Genomic DNA, 18,931 nt, shown 5'->3' with positions numbered 1-18,931 from the left:
CTTGATTCGAATCGTAATTGCCGAAGATCAACGGATGTTGCTCGGTGCCCTTAGCTCTTTACTTAATTTAGAAGCAGATATGGAAGTAGTAGGGGAAGCAAGAAATGGCGAGGAAGCGTTGTCTTTAGTTAGAGAGTTTAACCCTGACATTTGTATTATGGACATTGAAATGCCAATAAAGAGTGGACTTGATGCGGCCGAAGAACTAATTGATCAACCTTGTAAAGTTATTATTCTAACCACTTTTGCTCGTGCAGGTTATTTTGAACGTGCGAGAAATGCCGATGTACGTGGCTATTTGTTAAAGGATAGTCCTAGTGAAGAATTAGCAAACTCGATACGAGTCATCATGGATGGACGACGTGTTTATGCTCCAGAATTAGTCGACCTAGCATTTGATAATAAAAACCCACTTACGAATCGGGAAAAACAGGTGATGGAGTTGATTTCCAATGGAAAAAGTACTAGTGAAATTGCCAAAGAGCTTTCATTGACAAATGGCACGGTGCGTAATTATATTTCGGTTATATTAGATAAACTACAAGTTGGCAACCGAATTGAGGCTATATCTAAGTTTAGGGAAAAAGGCTGGTTTAAGTAAAACCTTGTGCTACTTTTATAAGAGATAAAATCGATGGCGATGAACTTCCATTTGCTTTTCTACACATTATCTGTTATGATAAAGTAGAATTATTTTTGTTCGATATGTCGGGATTGATAAGTATTTAAACTTTTCGCCTTTGATATCTAAACTGAGCAATAATAGTATTAAATCGTGGATGTAATCCACACAGGAGGAAACACACATGCAACAAGGTACAGTAAAATGGTTTAACGCAGAAAAAGGATTCGGTTTCATCGAAGTTGAAGGTGGAGATGACGTATTCGTACATTTCTCAGCTATCCAAGGCGAAGGATTTAAATCTTTAGATGAAGGTCAAGCAGTTACTTTTGACGTAGAGCAAGGTCAACGTGGCCCTCAAGCTGTTAATGTAACTAAAGGTTAATAAAAAAGACTCCTGAGAAGGGGTCTTTTTTTAATGACTTTTCTAAGATAATAAAAAAAGGCTGACTCTAGAGAGAGTCAGCCTTAGAAACAATATGACACAAGTGAAAAATGGTTACATGTAGCATACCATACACTTTCTAAATAACCTAATTAAATTTATAAAAACTTTAAACTGGTCGTCAAATACGTAAAAATCCTTCTTCTTCTAAATAGTGTACCGCTTGTTTATACGAATGAAATGTCCCGTCTAAGCTCTCATCAGAGTACACGTTCCACAGATCGTCTTCTTTTAGTAATGTAAGTGTGACAGTATTATCATTAATCCATATTTCCTCTTCTGGTTCGAGTTCTGATTCGTTCACCTTTGGAGTGAGTGAGAGAATGGACTTTCGAATTGTAGAGCGAAGGGCTTTTTCAGTAAAGTCGCGAATATTCACCATCCCTTTATCATTCGTTTGGTAGCCTGTCATCTTCCCAGCATACACAAAGCCATTGCCGTTAGGGTGTAAATGGTAGACTACATTCTTTTGATCGTAGGAACTGTCTTTATAGTGGAAGTTGACTCTACCTAATGAAACATTTTTTCTTTCTAGTTCAGGGAACGATTCAGTAATTATTAATAGTTTTTCTTCAAATGTAAGCATGCTGCCTCCAATAATAAAAAGGATTGTTTAATTTGCTTAGTATACCATAACCTTTCTGTCATAAAAAGGTAGTAGTAAGAGGTGTCACAGAGGGTGCTTTTTACCCTTGTGACAACCCCGAAGCAATGGGCAGAGGCGCATCTTTAAAAAAGCAATAAAGAGAAGCGGGTTTCTACTCGCGGCGTATAGCGAATGGAGCTTTGCTACATCTGTTGTAGGGAGATATACTTTGACTTTTCGGTCGTTAGTTTTCTAGGCTGCCTTTTGGTCCAAAAAATTCAAAGTGGATACGATCATCTGCTACATTCCATTCTTTTAATGCTTGATTCATCGCTTTCATGAAAGGAACAGGGCCGCAGAAATAAAAATCAGCATCATTGTTTTTTAAAATAGATTGTAACCATGGAAGGTCAACATAGCCCTCTTTTTTATAGTTCTTTGCTTGATGGTCTTTTGCAGTTGGCTGTTCATAACTCACATAATAGCTCATATGTTCAGACTCATTAACGATACTTCTAATCTCTTCGTCAAATGCATGATGAGAACTGTTAATAGCAGCATGAATATACGTCACATCTGTAGTGGTATTCTTTTTTGCAAGTGTTTTTAACATGCTAATCATTGGAGTTTGGCCAACACCACCACTGAGGAAAACGACAGGTCGCTTCTCTTTTTCTTGTAAGATAAAGTCACCAGCTGGTGCTGTGATTTCAATCGTGTCTCCTTCAGAAACCTGTTGGTGAAGGAAGGTAGAAACAATGCCAGCTGGAATTTCTTCTTTTCTATCTTCCCGTTTTACGCTAATACGATAATAGTCTTTATCCGGAGAGTCTGACAAGCTATATTGACGCAAGTGTGTGTAATCTTCTCCAGGAATGACTGCTTTTACGGTTATATATTGACCAGGCTGAAAGCTAGAGAGGTTGCCTTCATCTTTTGGTTTTAAGTAAAACGATGTAATAACATCGCTTTCTTCTATCTTTTTTGTAATGATGAATTCACGAAATCCATCCCAACCTCCAGGTTTTTGTGCAGCTTCATTGTACATTTCTTGTTCTACGGAAATAAAAACATCGGCAATGACCCCGTATGCTTCACCCCATGCATTAATGATCTCATCAGTTGCTGCATCACCTAATACATCTTTGATTGCTAATAATAAGTGTTCGCCGACAATTGGGTAATGTTCAGCTTTTACTCCTAAACTACGGTGTTTATGTGCGATTTGTTTGACTGCTGGCAGGAGGGTTTCCAACTGATCTATATATTGCGCTGCTGTATATACTGTATTGGCAAGCGCTTGCTGTTGTTTCCCTTGTTTTTGATTCACATGATTAAAGATATGTAGTAACTCTGGATGATTTGTGAACATCATTTGGTAGAAACGGGTAGTGATTGCCTTGCCGTGTTCAGCTAAAACTGGAACGGTTGATTTAATAATATCAATTGTTTTTGAGTCTAATAGTTTTGTTGTCATAAGGAATTCCTCCATTTATTTAAAGGTGTATTTATAATATATGTTTAATTATGATGATGAAAACAGTTAAAAGCAATATTTAAAATACTTCTTTTGAAAAATAGACAATAATTAAACTGGGCTAGTATCCTCTCAAAACGTGTTTTCTTTGCCGACTTTACCCCCTAACTGTATTTACGTTTCTAAAAATTCCCTTTATAATGAATTTTATGTGAAATAATCTAACGATTCTCTTGACTTTTTGTGTAGAAGGGGGATGTTAGCTTTTGCCTTTAGAAAGAGGAGAAATAGAGAAAACCGTTCATTTGCAGAAGGGCTCAAGCTTTGTTCAATATGTAAAAAAGATGAAAGGGGTTAGTGTACAAGATCCTAATGTCCGCTTAACAGACTCCTTAATCTCTGCTGGTGGCGGCTTAATTGCGATGATTCTTATAAGCATTCTTGCTGTAAGCTTAGGTTATCCGATGGCATTAGGTCCTATTGGTGCTAGTTGTTTACTCGTTTTTGCTGCATATGAAGGTCCATTTTCACAACCGCGTCATATTATTGGGGGACATATTCTTTCAACCGTTGCCGCATTATCCATTTGGGATCTATTTGGAAGGTCTCATATAACAATAGGTATTACATTAGCTGTTGTAGTTCTTCTTATGTTGATTACTAAGACGATGCATCCGCCTGCTGCAGCTAGTGCAATTGTAGCAATAAACACTCAGACTGGCTGGGGGATGCTATTAACAATAATAATTAGTGCAATCATCGTCGTAGTGATATCGGTTTTATATAATAATTTATTTGAAAATAGAACATACCCTAGAAGGTGGATATAACTATAAAAAAGTGCTATGCGAAAAAGTGTATTCCATAGCACTTTTCTCATTTGAACTTTTTTAATTAATTAGTCTGCGGCTAAAAAGATGAAAAATTAAAACAACAAAGAGTAAACATAACCCCCCGATAAAAAATAACAAAGAAGGAGATACCGCTAAAGCACCAGAAAGGAATGAACCGGCAATTACACCAAATGAAAAGCATGCGTAGAATAGGCCAAATGCTTTCCCACGTTTTGATTCACCGGAACTCTCAACGACTGCCGCACTAGTCGAAGGGAAAATAAAAGCAAACCCTACCCCGTAAATGACCATCGCAAGCATCAAATGAATAAAGGTAGATGATAGTGATAAGCTTACTAAAGCAAAAAATATTGTTAAAAGACCAATGGTCATTAGATGCATAGGTCTCCATTTCTCAAAGAGAACATTGGTTGGAAGGATGAAAATGAGAATGGCCACTAGTCCAAATATACTTAATAATGAACCAGTCAATTCAGCCCTTAGTTGAAGTCCTTCTACTTTTAATGGCAAGGCGAATGTTAGAATTCCTAATGTAAACATTAATAAAAAGATGGAGATATAGGAATAGAGAATTGGTTTTGTTATTATAAAAAAGGCCGTTTGATCAGTTGGATCAGTAGAGCCGGTCCATTGAAGATCTTTTACAAAAAAGATCGCTAATAAGGCGCACCCAATCATCAAAATGGTAAGCATAAAAAATAAATAATCATACCCGAACCTTCCGCTAATAATGGTTCCAAGTGCGGGGCCAGCAATGGCTGCAATCCCAACAGAAGCTCCTGATAACGCCATGACCTTCCCTTTTGATTTCTTCGTCTTTCTCGAACCTAAAAAAGTAAACACCGCTGGTACAATTAGTCCTCCAACAAGTCCATGAAATAAACGAACGTATATTAATTCTTGTGCGGTTGTAACGAGAGAGTAGAAAAAAAGGACGATTCCTGCCAAAATCATCCCTGTGCACAGGACAACTTTAGGGCCCATTCGATCGATCCAGTACCCTGATACGATATTTCCAATGATATTAGAAAATGAATATATGCCTATAATGATGCCGACTAACATCGGAGTAGCACCCAAGTTACTAGCAAAAGGACCAATAATTGGGAGCTGTGAAAAGGTATCTATAAAAGCCACAATAATAATGATGTAAAGCAAAGCCATTAACGTCACCTCAAAGTTATACGATTTACTATGTTCTATATGATTTAATCAATCCCGATCTAACTAAGCAATACGTATAATGAATGATTTAAAAACATAGACAAGAAAAAGTGAGGATTTTGTGAAATCAAGATGAACATTCACTTTAAAAAAATAAGCAAATTATTTTGTTTCCTCTTCTTAACTTGTTACTATTGATTTGTAACTTCAGCATGAAAGGAACATTAACATGTCAAATATACAAATTCCAGTATCTGTTTTAAACTTAGCGCCTATTCGCAAAGGACAAAATGCAAAAGAAGCGATTGATTCATTGGTCGATTTAGCGCAAGCAACTGAAGAGATGGGGTATTCACGTTATTGGATTGCAGAACATCATAATATGCCCACTCTTGTTAGTTCGGCAACATCGATTTTAATTAAACATACGTTAGAGCACACCAATCATATCAAAGTAGGTTCGGGTGGAATTATGCTGCCTAACCATTCTCCATTAATCATTGCGGAGCAATTTGGAACGATGGCAACATTATATCCTGACCGAATTGACTTAGGACTTGGACGCGCACCGGGTACCGATATGATGACAGCAAGAGCGCTCCGTCGATCTCAAAATGATACGGTCTACACGTTTCCAGAAGACGTGAATGCTTTACTTACTTATTTTGGGCCAGAAGAGCGTCAAAGTTATGTCAAAGCCCATCCGGGAGTTGGGACAAAGGTTCCGATTTATATTCTAGGCTCTTCAACAGATTCAGCTTACTTAGCTGCAAAGTTAGGATTGCCATATGTGTTTGCTTCTCACTTTGCTCCAACACACATGGAAGAAGCGATTTCGATTTATCGCAAGCGTTTTGAGCCATCTGAATACTTAGATTCTCCGTACATGATGGTTTGTTTAAATGTAATTGCAGCTGAAAGTGATGAAGAAGCAAAAAGGGAATCAACAACAATGCAACAATTCTTCTTAAATGTTGTACGTAATTCTCAAAATCCATTGAGTCCTCCAGTGGAAGATATGGACCTAATTTGGAGCCGTCAAGAAAAAGAAGTAGCTATGTCAATGTCAAGTGTCACGTTAATGGGAAGTAAAGACTCGATCAAAGAACAATTAGCAAATTTCCAAAAAAAATACAATGTTGATGAAATTATGGCTGTTTCCTATATTTATGATCAAGATAAGCAAAAGCGTTCTTATGAAATATTAAAAGAAGTAGTAGACGGAAAGTAATACTTTTAGCGGGGGGCATTTATGGAAATTGGAGTTAGTACATTTGTAGAAACGACGCCTGATACCGAAACTGGAAAAGTAAAAAGCCATGCAGAGCGAATACGTGAAGTAGTTGAGGAAATTGTTCTAGCTGATCAGGTGGGCTTAGATGTCTTTGGAGTAGGAGAACACCATCGCGAAGATTTTGCGGCTTCTTCTCCTGCAGTTGTATTGGCCGGAGCTGCCGCGCAAACGAAACGGATAAGACTAACAAGTGCGGTAACCGTGCTTTCTTCAGCTGATCCGGTACGTGTGTTTCAGGAGTTTGCGACACTAGATGCCATCTCAAATGGCCGGGCAGAGATCATGGCAGGGAGAGGCTCGTTTATTGAATCATTTCCGTTATTTGGTTATGAGTTAACGGATTATGATGAGCTCTTTAATGAAAAATTGGAGTTGCTGTTAAAAATACGAGATTCTGAGAAAGTAAGCTGGAGTGGTGGTCATCGTCCTGCTATTAACAATCTCGGGGTGTACCCGCGCCCAGTACAGGACCCATTACCTGTTTGGATTGGAAGTGGTGGGAATTCCGAGTCAGTTGTTCGTGCGGGACTTCTTGGACTACCATTAGTCTTAGCGATTATTGGTGGTCGTCCAACTCAGTTTGAACCGCTTGTACGCCTGTATAAAAGAGCAGCAGCACAAGCAGGCCATGATGTGTCCAAGCTACCAGTGGCTTCGCATTCTCACGGTTTTATTGCCGAAGATACAGAGGTAGCAGCGAATAAATTTTTCCCATCAACGCAGCAGGTCATGAATAAATTGGGACGAGAGCGTGGCTGGGGGCATTATGATCGTACTAGTTTTGATGCTGCTCGTAGCTTTGAGGGAGCGTTATATGTCGGAGATTCCAAAACGGTTGCAGAAAAAATCATTCATACTCGTAAACATGTAGGAATTACACGATTTATGCTACACGTACCAGTTGGATCGATGCCACATGATGATGTGATGAAAGCCATTGAATTGCTAGGGAAAGAGGTAGCCCCAATGGTTCGAGAAGAAATTTCTAAATGGGAAGGCAAAAAGAACAAATAGCATAGTTAAAAGACCAACAGTACTATTGATAAAACGTTGGTCTTTTTTAATATACTAAAGTCCATTTGCATATATTAATTAAATAGTACCTTGCAATATACAGTACTGAGTGATATATTTATTTCAAGGATTCTTTATAAACAGGTACTATATATTGCATGGTAGTGAATAAAAGAGAAATGAGGTGTAACTAGGCAGTGAACGTACAATTCAAAAAGGGTGTTTTAGAACTATGCGTACTCATCTTACTAGATAAACAAGATCGTTACGGGTATGAACTTGTCCAAAAAATTTCAGAGAAGATTGCTATTTCTGAAGGCACAGTATATCCATTGTTAAGAAGGTTAACAAAAGAAGGTTATTTTACCACGTATTTAAAAGAATCGTCAGAAGGACCATCACGTAAGTATTATCAGTTAACTGATAGTGGAAGAGATTTCCTTCACAAGCTTTTGCAAGAGTGGAAGGAATTTTCGAGCGGAGTGAATCAATTAATAAAAGAAGGTGTTAGAGATGAATAAACAACAATTTTTAATGGAATTGGATCGTGCTCTACAAAAAATGTCTCTTGATGAACGTCAGGATATTTTGAATGACTTTGAAGAGCATTTTGCAGTGGGATTAGAAGAAGGAAAAACAGAGGGGGAAATAACATGCTCACTTGGATCGCCGCAACAAATAGCTAAAGATATGCTTGCATCGTATCATCTCGAGAAGGCAGAAACGACGGTGACAACAGGGAATATCATTCGGGCTGTATGGGCTGTTATTGGATTAGGGTTCTTTAATCTTGTCATCGTTCTCGGACCATTTATCGCTTTGGTCTCAATCGTGTTTGCAGGTTGGGCCGTAGGGGTTTCATTTATTGTTTCTCCTCTTTTGTTTTTAATTAATATTATTTTTTATCCAGGGTCTTTCGAGTTATTTGAATTATTTATAACATTAGCTCTTTGTGGACTTGGATTGTTTATTGCCATTGGGATGTTTTTTGCAACACGTACCTTAACCCAAGGCTTTCTTCGATATTTAAAGTTTAATGTCAAGCTTGTAAAAGGTGGGCTCAAACATGATTAATTTGAAAAAAGTTTCGATTATTGCATTGGGATTATTAATTGGAGGAGTAATTGGTATACTCCTCACATTGCCATCCGTTAATAAGTCTGAATGGGTTACTGAAGAAAAATTGATTAACGATGAAGAATTTATGAACATAGAAGTCATGACAAATAATGCAGAAATTAATTTTTTACCTACAAATGATGATACGGCAAAAGTGGAATTGACTGGAAATAATTCCAATTATCTATTATCAACAGATGTAAAAGATTCAACATTATTAATTAGTGTCAAAAATCCACAAAAGAAACTATTTCAATTTAACTTTCTTTCTCATACATTATCGTTAACCGTTTATGTACCTGAAAAACTCTATGAAACAATTAAGTTAGAAAGTAATAATGGTCGTATTCATGCAGATAACATAGAGGTACGAGAGATAGGTGTAAAGTCTGACAATGGTCGAATTGAACTGAGTAATGTAATGGGAGATAGAGTTACTGCTATAGCAGATAACGGTGCTATTGAATTAAAAGGAGTGAGTGCTCCTACTGTTTCTGTAAGAACAAAAAATGGCGCTATTCTTTTAGAGGATATTGACGGAGAAATTATTGGAAAAACGAATAATGGAAGAATTTCACTTTTAACAAAACAAATGAATGATCCATTGGACTTAGCTACTGATAACGGGAGGATTCAAATTCAAACTGAAGAGGAACCGACCAATGCTACAATCCTTGTCAACACTGCTAATGGAAGAGTGGATGTTTTCGGGAGTTCATCAAGAAATGCTGTAAGTGGAAATGGCGACAACATGATTCAATTAACAACAGCTAATGGAAGTGTGACAATAGAGAAGAAATAGAACGAAGCGTTGAACGGAGTGGATGAAAGAAGTTATAGTTGTGAATTAATAAAGCTACTCGAGGTCGTGTATATAAAATCCCGCGACCTCGTATTGTCTTTCTACTAAACTGGGGCTGGGAAAATACTAATCACAGTTGGTTTGTTTTGTTAAATTTAGGGTAAGGTAATAATAGTAAAAAAATGGAGGGTTTTATTTTTATGGCTAGCCAAACTGATTCGATTGTTCAAGCATCATTAGCTGCATTATTAAAGGATTCTAGCTTCTTACCAGAATTACAAGATAAAACAAGACATCAAGCTTTTGCCTCGTTAGCTTCCATTCTTTCAACACCTAACAAAGTACATAAAGCTTTTTTGCGAATATCTTTAGACAACGGGGAGATTGTACGAATACCTGCATTTCGTGTTCAGCACAATAACACGCTTGGTCCATATAAAGGAGGAATTCGTTTTCATGAAGAGGTCAAAGAGGACGAGGTAATTAACCTTGCTGCCTTAATGACACTGAAAAATGCTCTTCATGACGTCCCTTTCGGAGGTGGGAAAGGCGGTGTAGTCTTGACACCAAGAGACCACTCTGCAAAAGAAATTAACTTAATTTGTCAGAAGTATGTACATTATTTTAGTGATATCTTAGGTCCGGACAAAGATATTCCTGCACCTGATATGGGTTCTGGTGATCGTGAAATGGATTGGATGATGGCAGAATATAAGAGCATTCGCCCAGGGGAACCATACAGAGGAAGTTTCACAGGGAAAAGTATCATAAACGGTGGCTCATTAGGGCGAAGAGAAGCTACCGGAAAAGGTGTGTACTTTTCATTTCGTTATATGCTTCATGATTTCTTAAAAGAGCAACAGACATTTTTATCAAACACAGGGAATAAATTTGCAAAGACATTATTAGGCTATACGGACAAACCGATGACGGTTGCTGTTCAAGGTTTTGGGAATGTCGGTTCTATTGCAGCCCTTGAAGCTTATCATTGTTCACTCTTACAAAATAAAGTTGTTGCAGTTAGTGATCGAAATACAATGCTATATAATTCTGATGGCCTGGATATCCCTGCATTAATTGATTTTACAGGAAAAAATAAAGGGGACCTCCCAACCTCAGAAGAGCAATTAATGAAGGCTGGAATTAAAGCGGTGATCCATGAGCGAGATCAAGTGTTAGAGCAAGATGTAGACGTATTAATTTTAGCTGCGTTACAAGATCAAATACATGAAGGTAACATGGAAAACATTAAAGCGAGATTTATAGTAGAAGGTGCTAATGCTCCAGTTACAGGCAAAGCAGATGAATATTTAAGTGAAAAAGGTGTCATTATCATCCCTGATATTCTTGCAAATGCAGGAGGAGTAATCGTTTCGTATTTTGAATGGCTTCAAGGTCGTGAGACACAATTTTATAATGAAGAAGAAGTTTTTAAACTGTTAGTTGCTAAAATGAAAGCAACTATGGACTCCATTTTGCCACAATACTTTGGGGATCCCTTTCCATTACGACAGAATTGTTATATACATTCGGTGATGAAATTGAGTACGGTGTTGTATCGTCAAGGGAAGTTGTATTAAAAATGAAAACGTCCTGCTTCAATGGTTCTAATAACTAATGAGGCAGGACTTTTATGCACCCCATTAAAGAAATAGATTAATAAGTTTGGGACCAAGCTGAAGCCAAGATATTAATTCGTTCAGAAAATGTTCGAAATTTGAAGTGAGAAATATAGGGTGAACGATAAAAATAGTTGTATTATTTGTCGATCTCATTTATGCTAATCTCAATAATCTTCACGACTTATTACCAACATGAACATGTTGTAGCTAGACCTTTTCGTTTGTTAAGGTCTATTTTGTTTGATTGATATTTATGTATAAAGGAGAAGAAAGCTTTGTTTCAATGGAAGAATATTTTAAAAGGTATGACGATGGGGGTAAGTGATCTGATCCCTGGAGTAAGTGGAGGAACGATTGCGTTAGTTCTTGGGATCTATCAATCGCTTATTGCTGCGATTAATGGGTTATTTTCAAAGGAGTGGAAGAAGCATGTAATGTTTTTGATGCCACTTGGGATCGGGATCGTTATTGCATTATTAACGATTAGTCACTTAGTTGAATGGCTTTTGGTTGAATTTCCGCAGCCAACATTTTTCTTCTTTTTAGGGTTGATCATTGGGATTATTCCTACATTGTTAAAAGATATTGATTATAAAAAGAATTTTTCACCTATTCATTATGTGTTGCTTGCTGTTGGTGCAATGATTGTAGGAGCTACATTTTTTGTGAAGGAGAATGAACTAGCAACCGTTATGAGTCAGTTATCATTTACTGAATATGCGCTATTATTTTTTGCTGGGTGGATTGCTAGCTCTGCTATGATTTTACCTGGTGTTAGTGGATCATTTGTCTTTTTGCTATTCGGAGTGTATCCAACCGTTGTGAATGCATTATCGACATTTAATCTACCTGTTATTTTAACAGTTGGATCAGGAATTGCCATTGGGTTAGTCATAACAAGTCGATTTATTTCTTTCCTATTTAATAAATACAAAACGAGCACATATGCCTTAATGATAGGTTTTATTATCGGATCGATTGTTGTCATTTATCCTGGTGTGGCAGGAGATAGCTTTTTATTATTTATAAGTGTACTAGCTTTTGGAATCGGTGGAATGAGTGCATATGGATTAAGTTATTTTGAAGTGAAAAAAACAGCAGTAAAATTAAATCCTTAAATGTTAAATGAGACCTCTGTGTGAAATGACACAGGGGCTTTTTGCTATAAAATGGGTACATAAACATATCAGACATGGCAAATAATGAATAAGATCAATCTGTGCGACTGGAGGTGAGTAATGATGGAAAAGAAGCCCATTCATTATGATGGGAGTATGCAAAATCACGAAACATCAATGAGTGAAACGAATAATCAGCCATTTAATCTAACCGATGAAGCTAGATTAAATATTGCTACTAACCCTTATGAAAGTGAGCAAATAGAGTTTTTAAAGTAGGCACTTGAGGGTTTCAGCAAAAATAAGTGGGAAAAATGAAATAGAGAGGTTGGGTAAAGATGACAAAAGTATTGTATATTACAGCACACCCCCATGATGACACACAATCCTTCAGTATGGCAGTAGGAAAGGCTTTTATCGATACGTATAAGGAAGTAAATCCGGACCATGAAGTAGAGGCGATCGATCTATACATAGAAGACATTCCTCATATTGATGTCGACGTATTCAGTGGATGGGGCAAGCTTCGGTCTGGACAAGGTTTTGATCAGCTTTCATCCGATGAGAAAGCGAAAGTTGGTAGATTATCTGAATTATGTGAGCAGTTTGTTTCAGCAGACAAATACATTTTTGTCTCGCCTTTATGGAACTTTTCATTTCCACCAGTATTAAAAGCATACATTGATTCTGTCGCTGTGGCTGGCAAGACATTTAAGTATACGGAACAAGGTCCGGTTGGTCTATTAACGGATAAAAAAGCGTTGCACATTCAAGCACGTGGGGGAATTTACTCGGAAGGCCCTGCAGCTCAAATGGAAATGGGGCATCGTTATTTATCAATTATTATGCAATTTTTCGGGGTTCCATCTTTTGACGGGTTGTTTGTAGAAGGTCATAATGCCATGCCTGATAAAGCCCAAGAGATTAAAGAAAACGCCGTTGCGCGTGCAAAAGATTTAGCACATACTTTTTAAGAGTGCTTAAAATATAGATTCCCCACTTTTTTTCGTAAAGGTGGGGAATTAATTTTTGTCGGTAAATTTAGTTTCCTGCGCCGCGATATTTTTTTACCCCTGCATTCCACAACATCACAGCCAGGAATAAAAACACAACACCCATCACGGGAGTTAAAAATGCATACACATACCATTCTTCTCTTTGTAGAAAATAAGCAGCAGGATACACGCCGACAAATGCAAAAGGCAAAATCCATGTTAAAACAAAGCGAATCACATTGTGGTAAATATCTACTGGATACCTGCCGTAGTTCCCAATGTTATACATCATCGGCATTATGTCGGTCCGGCTATCAGACCAAAAGCCAATGCTAGCAAGAGCTATGAAAATTCCAGCATAAATAAAGGCCCCGCCCAAAACCATTGCAATAAAAATGAAAAGATCATACCAAGCTATCGTTAATCCTAAACGGGAGCCTGCGTAGTACATAATCGCTAAGCCTGTAATAACCCCAAATAATGACTCGAGCTCCATTCGCTCCATTATAATTTGAAAAAGGCTATGAATGGGGCGTGTGAGTACACGGTCCATTTCCCCTTTAACAATATAGCGTTCATTAAAGTCCCAAATATTAAAGAAGGATGAAAAGATAGCATAAGGAACAAGGAAAAAACCATAAATAAAGATAATTTCTTCGCGATTCCATCCACTAAGTAATGTCGTATGTCCAAAAACAACTAAAATAAAAACTAAGTTTACTGCCTGAAATAATAAATCAGATAAAATTTCAACTACTGTATCTACACGGTACGTTAATCTTGTTTTTAAATATTGAGAGGCATATTGAAAAAAGATAGAAATGTAAAACATCGACTAGCCTCCCTGCACAATCAACTGTTTTTTTGCTAGTACCCATAACAATTGAATTGGAATAAATAAAAATAGTGCCCAGAATGCTTGCAGCAACACAGCCGTATAAATCTCGTTTCCTACGAATCCTTCTGTGAAAATCATACTAGGAATATAGCTGATCGCTTGAAACGGCAAATACATCATGACAGATTGCGCCCAAAGAGGATAAAAAGAGATCGGAAGCAAAAGTCCTGAAAACAAATCAATCACTACACGTTTTGCACGAATTAATCCTGAATTATTAAATAAGAAAAACGTCATAATTCCAGTAAGCAAGTTGATTTGTGTGTTCACAATAAAACTAAAGACGAGTGAGACAAAGAAAAATACCCATGTCATAAAGCTAGCAGAAAAACTAATCGGAAAGACAAGGGCAACAATAACCATACCAGGTACGGAAAAGAATAGAAGTCTAAACAAGCCTTCACCAAGCCCTTGCATGGTTTTCATTCCTAAATAGTTATAAGGACGAATCATCTCTATCGCAACTTTTCCATCTTTTATCTCATTGGCAATTTCGCGATCTATATTGTTGAAGTAGAAGGCTCTGGCCATCCACGCTACTGCCACATACGTTGTCATTTGTAGAACAGATAATCCTTGAATTTCTTCTTGTCCTCCATAAATGGCGGACCATAAAAAGTAATAGGCACCAATGTTAATGCTGTAAATTAATATTCCACTGTAATAGTTCGTTCGATAAGCAAGCATCATTAAAAAACGAACACGAATCATTTCAATATACTGACTCATGAGATGGCCATTCCTTCTTCATAGATCTTTCGAATAATCTCTTCTGTTGAAATTTCATTAATACGAACATTTTTGATCGGATTTTTTTGGATGACATTGCTAATGAGCTCAGAGACAGCCTGCTCATCACCATTTACAGTAGCCGTCCAGGTCGTTGCGTCTTTTTGTTCCCAATGTAGTTTTGGTGAAGACGGAAGTGTCGCTGAAAGAACCTCAGTCAGAAATTCAAATTCAACTTGTTTTCCTTCCACGGCATTGATTTGAAGTTGATTTAACTTGCCATCATATACAATTTTTCCTTCATCTAATAATACGACTCGCTCGCAAAGGGCTTCGATATCTGTAATATCGTGTGTGGTTAGGATGATGGTCGTTTTATATTGTTCGTTAATTTCTTTTAAGAACTTGCGAATTTTCAACTTCACTAAAACATCCAGTCCAATCGTCGGCTCGTCCAAGAAGAGCAGGGAAGGATTATGGATTAATGCTGCTGCTAATTCACAGCGCATCCGCTGACCCAATGAAAGCTTTCGTACCGGTTTGTCTAATAAAGGGCCGATTTCTAATGTTTCTATTACATGACCCATATGATTGTTGTAATCTTCATCCGATACTCGGTACACCTTTTTTAGTAATCTGAATGACTCCTGTACGGCAATATCCCACCAAAGCTGAGAACGTTGACCGAACACAACGCCAATGGTCCGAACGAATTGTTCCCGTTCTTTATGAGGGTTCATTCCATTGACGACAACGGATCCGGAAGTAGGTGTTAAGATTCCAGTTAACATTTTGATTGTAGTTGATTTTCCTGCTCCATTCTCGCCGATATAGCCTACCATTTCACCTTGTTTAACGGTTAAAGAAATTTGATCAACCGCTGCAAGGACTTTATAATTTCTTGTAAATAAGTCTCGAAACGCTCCAGATAAACCAGAACGGCTAGAATAAGATTTGAATTCTTTTCGTAAATCTTGAACTTCAATGACGTTCATCGATATGCTCCTTTCCATAAATAGCTCAAGGCTATTTAAGTTGTGTTCAAGCAAATAATAGTTTACTCCCAACTAGGTCATACAGCAAGTAGATGACCCCAGACTAACGTTATTAGTAAGGAATGGACATAGACTCACCATATTCACAGCTCAATGTATGTTGGATATAAACAATTTAAGTCAATTGTCGGTATCGATGAAACCTTGTAGCGAATACAATAAAGAGATCTACGTTCATAAATAATAGTTAGGATAGGATTTCAATGGATAATCAGTCTAAAAGCATACTCGGTTCTGGAATATCGGCGCTAGGTACAATTGTCTCTGCTGTTGGTAGTACACCATTGCAGAGGATTAGTGACGATGCTTTAAAGAGCCTAAACCTGTGGGGGAACGTGCTACAAGCAACTGGCAGTGCCCTACAAGCAGATGGGCAAGAGCAATTTACTTTTAGTAAGCTTGGAAATCAAGTACAATCGGTAGGGAATCTCACTGTTATCTCTGGTCTGCTAGGGGATGAGGAAGAAGAATCGAATCAGAAGTTAAATATAGCTGGAAATTGGATGCAAGCTTTAGGAGCGATTGTTTCATTAGGAGATGACCTTGATAATCAATCAAATTCATTAGATCAATCGTATAATGTCATAGGAAACCTATTGCAAGGAATAGGAAATTCATTACAGGCTATTTCAGGTCAATATAGCCTCCAACACACTCTCAATCAAGTGGCTGGAGATCCTGACACATTAAATGCTACTGGAAGTTGGATTCAAGCGATAGGTGCTGTCTTATCGTACTTTGCACAATTACAACCAGAAGTGGAAGAGCAGTAAAGGAGGATTTTCGTGTACAATTGTTTTAAAGGTGTCTTAGTGAGAGAATTTATTTTCAATTTAAAAGGATATAAAGAATTAATGAAGAAGTAATTATTATTAAACTATTTACTTAGTGAGGTGTAGAGTGTGCAAAAAAATGATGTGAAAAATACCGAACAGCCTAAAGAGGAGAAAGTAGTTTCGGTTACATATTCGAGAACGAATCCTTTCCAAGCGGAAATCCTTAAGACGATTAATTTGAATAAACCCGGATCTAATAAGGAGACGAGACATATTGAGTTATCATTAAAAGGTTCAGGTCTTACGTATGTACCTGGAGATTGTCTGGGGGTCTTCCCGGAAAATGACCCTGAATTAATAAAGACATTACTGGCAGAAATGAAATGGGATCCCACAGAAACGGTAACGATTAATAAAAAAGGTGAAACGTTGCCACTTGGTGAGGCGTTGAGCACTTACTTTGAAATTACCTTGTTAAACAAAAAGATTGTCCAACAAGCAGCTCAGTTCACAGAAAATGCCGACATTCAAGAACTAATCCTACCGGAAAATAAAGATCAATTAAAAGAATATATGGAAGGGCGAGACTTGATCGATCTATTACGTGAATTTGGACCATGGAACGCATCTGCTCAAGATATTGTTTCCCTTTTAAGAAAGATGCCACCACGCCTTTATTCGATTGCAAGTAGTTTAAACGCCCATCCTGATGAAGTTCATTTAACCATTGGTGCGGTTCGCTATGAAGCTCATGGGCGAGATCGAAAAGGAGTATGCTCTGTTCAATGTTCAGAACGTGTTGGTGAAGGGGACACACTTCCGGTATTTGTCCAGCAAAATAAACATTTCTTTTTACCTGAGTCACTAGATACGGATATTATTATGGTTGGTCCTGGAACAGGAGTTGCCCCGTTCCGTTCATTTATTGAAGAACGCGCAGTGTCACAAGGTGAAGGAAAAACTTGGCTCTTTTTCGGTGATCAACATGAGGCGACTGATTTTCTTTATCAAGAAGAATTTGAGGAATACCAAAACGATGGAGCGTTATCTAAGCTTGATGTTGCATTCTCCCGTGATACGGATAAGAAGGTGTATGTGCAGCATAAAATGCTTGATAATAGCAGAGAATTGTTTGCTTGGTTAGAAGCTGGTGCCTATTTCTATGTGTGTGGAGATAAGCAGTACATGGCTAAAGATGTGCATAATGCGTTAATTGATATTGTTGAAAAAGAAGGCAGCATGAGCCGAGAAGAAGCAGAAGAGTATGTGACTGCGATGCAAAAGGAAAAACGTTATCAGCGTGATGTATATTAATAAGAAAATGGAGGCAGGATTTGTTCCTGTCTCTTTATTATGGCTGCTAACGTTGAGGATCCAGGTGCTTAAGTGTATACTTACGCAATAAACGTATTTTACAAAATTGGAGGAAAGCATTATGAATCCAAAACCTAAAGCTATTTTTTTAGATATGGATGGTACCATCCTAAATCATCATAACAAGGTAAGTATACATACAAAAGAAATCATTGATCACTTGCGGAGGAAGGGATTTTTTGTTTTTATTGCTACGGGTCGAGCTTTTGATGAAATTGAAGGGGTTGTCCCAGAAGGATTTCAAGTGGATGGATACATTACTTCAAATGGAATGGCTGGATACGTAGGAAAAGAAGCGGTATTTGAGCATTCCCTTTCGCGTGAATTAGTGGAGAAGATTATTGGAAAAGCAAGAGCAAATAAGGTGTATTATGAACTTTTCCCTTATGGAATCGATCGAATAACATTAAAGCAAGATCAGGAATATGTGGAAAATGAAGTTCGAGATCCAAAGCCTGATGAGGTCGGCATCAATGAATGGCTCTCGCGAAAACAAGCAATTAAGGAAGAAATTGATTGGGCGGATGAAATAAAAGGAGAGAAATTCTCTAAGTTTTATTTCTTTGCTAGAACGAAAGAACATATCAATGAGTGGAAGAAAGAGCTAGATCAAGTAAAGGAAGAAATAGATTTTACGACGTCGATCTCTTCCCTTCACAACGTGGAAGTAATGGTAGCGAATGTGAATAAAGCGACAGGAATAAACGAAATGTTGCATCAATTTAATTTAGTTGGTGAGCACATTATGGCGATTGGAGATAGCAATAACGACATACCCATGCTTAAGTTTGTCAATCATGCTGTAGCAATGAAGAATGCACCTGATCAAATTAAAGAAATGGTAGATGACATAACCGAATTTACTTGTGATGAAGATGGTGTGTATCATTATCTTAAGGAGAAATTTGAACTATAAACAGGTTTTTAGCATAGCCACACAGAAAATAATGGAGGATCTCTATTAGAGAAAGTAATTGAAAAATTGGA

The 18,931-nt window shown here is 37.5% G+C and carries 21 protein-coding genes; 15 read left to right on the top strand and 6 right to left on the bottom strand.

Translation table 11 applies throughout. The features are described 5' to 3' along the window. Position 1: 1 nt before the first annotated feature. The gene (locus LQ50_RS08095) at positions 2 to 601 is read left to right on the top strand and encodes a response regulator transcription factor (RefSeq protein WP_034627977.1); all 600 of its coding nucleotides are present in this window, start codon (positions 2 to 4) and stop codon (positions 599 to 601) included. 205 nt (positions 602 to 806) lie between these two features. Then, positions 807 to 1,007 carry a cold-shock protein gene (locus LQ50_RS08090; RefSeq protein ID WP_034627976.1) on the top strand — a complete coding sequence of 67 codons (201 nt, stop codon included), beginning with the start codon at positions 807 to 809 and terminating at the stop codon, positions 1,005 to 1,007. Positions 1,008 to 1,188: 181 nt separating this feature from the next. Here the strand turns inward: LQ50_RS08090 and LQ50_RS08085 are convergent, their stop codons facing one another. Continuing rightward, the gene (locus tag LQ50_RS08085; protein ID WP_034627973.1) at positions 1,189 to 1,653 is read right to left on the bottom strand and encodes a hypothetical protein; all 465 of its coding nucleotides are present in this window, start codon (positions 1,651 to 1,653) and stop codon (positions 1,189 to 1,191) included. Between the two features lie 244 nt (positions 1,654 to 1,897). Continuing rightward, positions 1,898 to 3,130 (bottom strand): NO-inducible flavohemoprotein, encoded by a 1,233-nt coding sequence (hmpA, locus tag LQ50_RS08080; RefSeq protein WP_152608188.1) that lies wholly within the window; start codon positions 3,128 to 3,130, stop codon positions 1,898 to 1,900. A gap of 266 nt (positions 3,131 to 3,396) precedes the next feature. Between hmpA and LQ50_RS08075 the strand changes: the two genes are divergently transcribed. Then, a complete protein-coding gene (locus LQ50_RS08075) occupies positions 3,397 to 3,960 on the top strand; it encodes an HPP family protein (protein ID WP_237563673.1) in 564 nt (187 codons plus the stop codon). 60 nt (positions 3,961 to 4,020) lie between these two features. On the opposite strand, the gene LQ50_RS08070 is transcribed toward LQ50_RS08075, so the two are convergent. Further along, a complete protein-coding gene (locus tag LQ50_RS08070; RefSeq protein ID WP_034627967.1) occupies positions 4,021 to 5,148 on the bottom strand; it encodes an MFS transporter in 1,128 nt (375 codons plus the stop codon). A 229-nt stretch (positions 5,149 to 5,377) separates the two neighbouring features. Here LQ50_RS08070 and LQ50_RS08065 point away from each other — a divergent pair, with 229 nt between their 5' ends. The 9 genes from LQ50_RS08065 (at position 5,378) to LQ50_RS08030 (ending at position 13,091) form a co-directional block, all read left to right on the top strand. Beyond that, positions 5,378 to 6,379 (top strand): LLM class flavin-dependent oxidoreductase, encoded by a 1,002-nt coding sequence (locus LQ50_RS08065; protein WP_034627965.1) that lies wholly within the window; start codon positions 5,378 to 5,380, stop codon positions 6,377 to 6,379. 21 nt (positions 6,380 to 6,400) lie between these two features. After that, the gene (locus LQ50_RS08060; RefSeq protein ID WP_034627963.1) at positions 6,401 to 7,456 is read left to right on the top strand and encodes an LLM class flavin-dependent oxidoreductase; all 1,056 of its coding nucleotides are present in this window, start codon (positions 6,401 to 6,403) and stop codon (positions 7,454 to 7,456) included. Positions 7,457 to 7,653: 197 nt separating this feature from the next. Further along, positions 7,654 to 7,977, top strand: coding sequence for a PadR family transcriptional regulator (locus tag LQ50_RS08055; protein ID WP_034627961.1), 324 nt, complete (start codon positions 7,654 to 7,656; stop codon positions 7,975 to 7,977). Further along, entirely contained in the window at positions 7,970 to 8,530 is a 561-nt protein-coding gene (locus LQ50_RS08050; protein ID WP_034627960.1) for a DUF1700 domain-containing protein, read from the top strand. The genes LQ50_RS08055 and LQ50_RS08050 overlap by 8 nt, the downstream gene beginning before the upstream one ends. Continuing rightward, positions 8,523 to 9,377: a DUF4097 family beta strand repeat-containing protein gene (locus tag LQ50_RS08045; protein WP_034627957.1), complete on the top strand. Its 855-nt coding sequence runs from the start codon at positions 8,523 to 8,525 to the stop codon at positions 9,375 to 9,377. Before LQ50_RS08050 ends, LQ50_RS08045 begins: the two co-directional genes overlap by 8 nt. A 200-nt stretch (positions 9,378 to 9,577) precedes the next feature. Further along, complete coding sequence (locus LQ50_RS08040) at positions 9,578 to 10,957, top strand: Glu/Leu/Phe/Val family dehydrogenase (protein ID WP_034627955.1); 1,380 nt, start codon at positions 9,578 to 9,580, stop codon at positions 10,955 to 10,957. Between the two features lie 317 nt (positions 10,958 to 11,274). Then, a complete protein-coding gene (locus LQ50_RS08035; RefSeq protein WP_034627954.1) occupies positions 11,275 to 12,117 on the top strand; it encodes a DUF368 domain-containing protein in 843 nt (280 codons plus the stop codon). 120 nt (positions 12,118 to 12,237) lie between these two features. After that, entirely contained in the window at positions 12,238 to 12,396 is a 159-nt protein-coding gene (locus tag LQ50_RS25735) for a hypothetical protein (protein WP_202595365.1), read from the top strand. 59 nt (positions 12,397 to 12,455) lie between these two features. After that, positions 12,456 to 13,091: an FMN-dependent NADH-azoreductase gene (locus LQ50_RS08030; protein WP_034627951.1), complete on the top strand. Its 636-nt coding sequence runs from the start codon at positions 12,456 to 12,458 to the stop codon at positions 13,089 to 13,091. Between the two features lie 67 nt (positions 13,092 to 13,158). Here LQ50_RS08030 and LQ50_RS08025 read toward each other — a convergent pair whose 3' ends face one another. From LQ50_RS08025 to LQ50_RS08015, 3 genes are read right to left on the bottom strand one after another with little or no spacing between them, the layout of a single operon-like run. Further along, complete coding sequence (locus LQ50_RS08025) at positions 13,159 to 13,944, bottom strand: ABC transporter permease (protein ID WP_034627949.1); 786 nt, start codon at positions 13,942 to 13,944, stop codon at positions 13,159 to 13,161. A gap of 3 nt (positions 13,945 to 13,947) precedes the next feature. Further along, entirely contained in the window at positions 13,948 to 14,739 is a 792-nt protein-coding gene (locus LQ50_RS08020; protein WP_034627948.1) for an ABC transporter permease, read from the bottom strand. Further along, complete coding sequence (locus LQ50_RS08015) at positions 14,736 to 15,734, bottom strand: ABC transporter ATP-binding protein (RefSeq protein ID WP_034627946.1); 999 nt, start codon at positions 15,732 to 15,734, stop codon at positions 14,736 to 14,738. The genes LQ50_RS08020 and LQ50_RS08015 overlap by 4 nt, the downstream gene beginning before the upstream one ends. Positions 15,735 to 15,997: 263 nt before the next feature. On the opposite strand from LQ50_RS08015, the gene LQ50_RS08010 reads away from it, so the two are divergent. The 3 genes from LQ50_RS08010 (at position 15,998) to LQ50_RS08000 (ending at position 18,860) form a co-directional block, all read left to right on the top strand. Next, on the top strand, positions 15,998 to 16,567 hold the full coding sequence (locus LQ50_RS08010; protein WP_034627944.1) for a DUF6944 family repetitive protein: 570 nt from the start codon (positions 15,998 to 16,000) through the stop codon (positions 16,565 to 16,567). A 129-nt stretch (positions 16,568 to 16,696) separates the two neighbouring features. Beyond that, complete coding sequence (locus LQ50_RS08005) at positions 16,697 to 17,884, top strand: sulfite reductase subunit alpha (RefSeq protein WP_052144654.1); 1,188 nt, start codon at positions 16,697 to 16,699, stop codon at positions 17,882 to 17,884. Positions 17,885 to 18,005: 121 nt separating this feature from the next. Then, positions 18,006 to 18,860: a Cof-type HAD-IIB family hydrolase gene (locus LQ50_RS08000; RefSeq protein ID WP_034627943.1), complete on the top strand. Its 855-nt coding sequence runs from the start codon at positions 18,006 to 18,008 to the stop codon at positions 18,858 to 18,860. The last annotated feature ends 71 nt before the right edge of the window (positions 18,861 to 18,931 follow it).

The organism is Halalkalibacter okhensis (assembly GCF_000787375.1).
GTDB classification, from domain to species: domain Bacteria; phylum Bacillota; class Bacilli; order Bacillales; family Bacillaceae_D; genus Halalkalibacter; species Halalkalibacter okhensis.
This window is presented reverse-complemented; position numbering and strand designations above follow the sequence as displayed.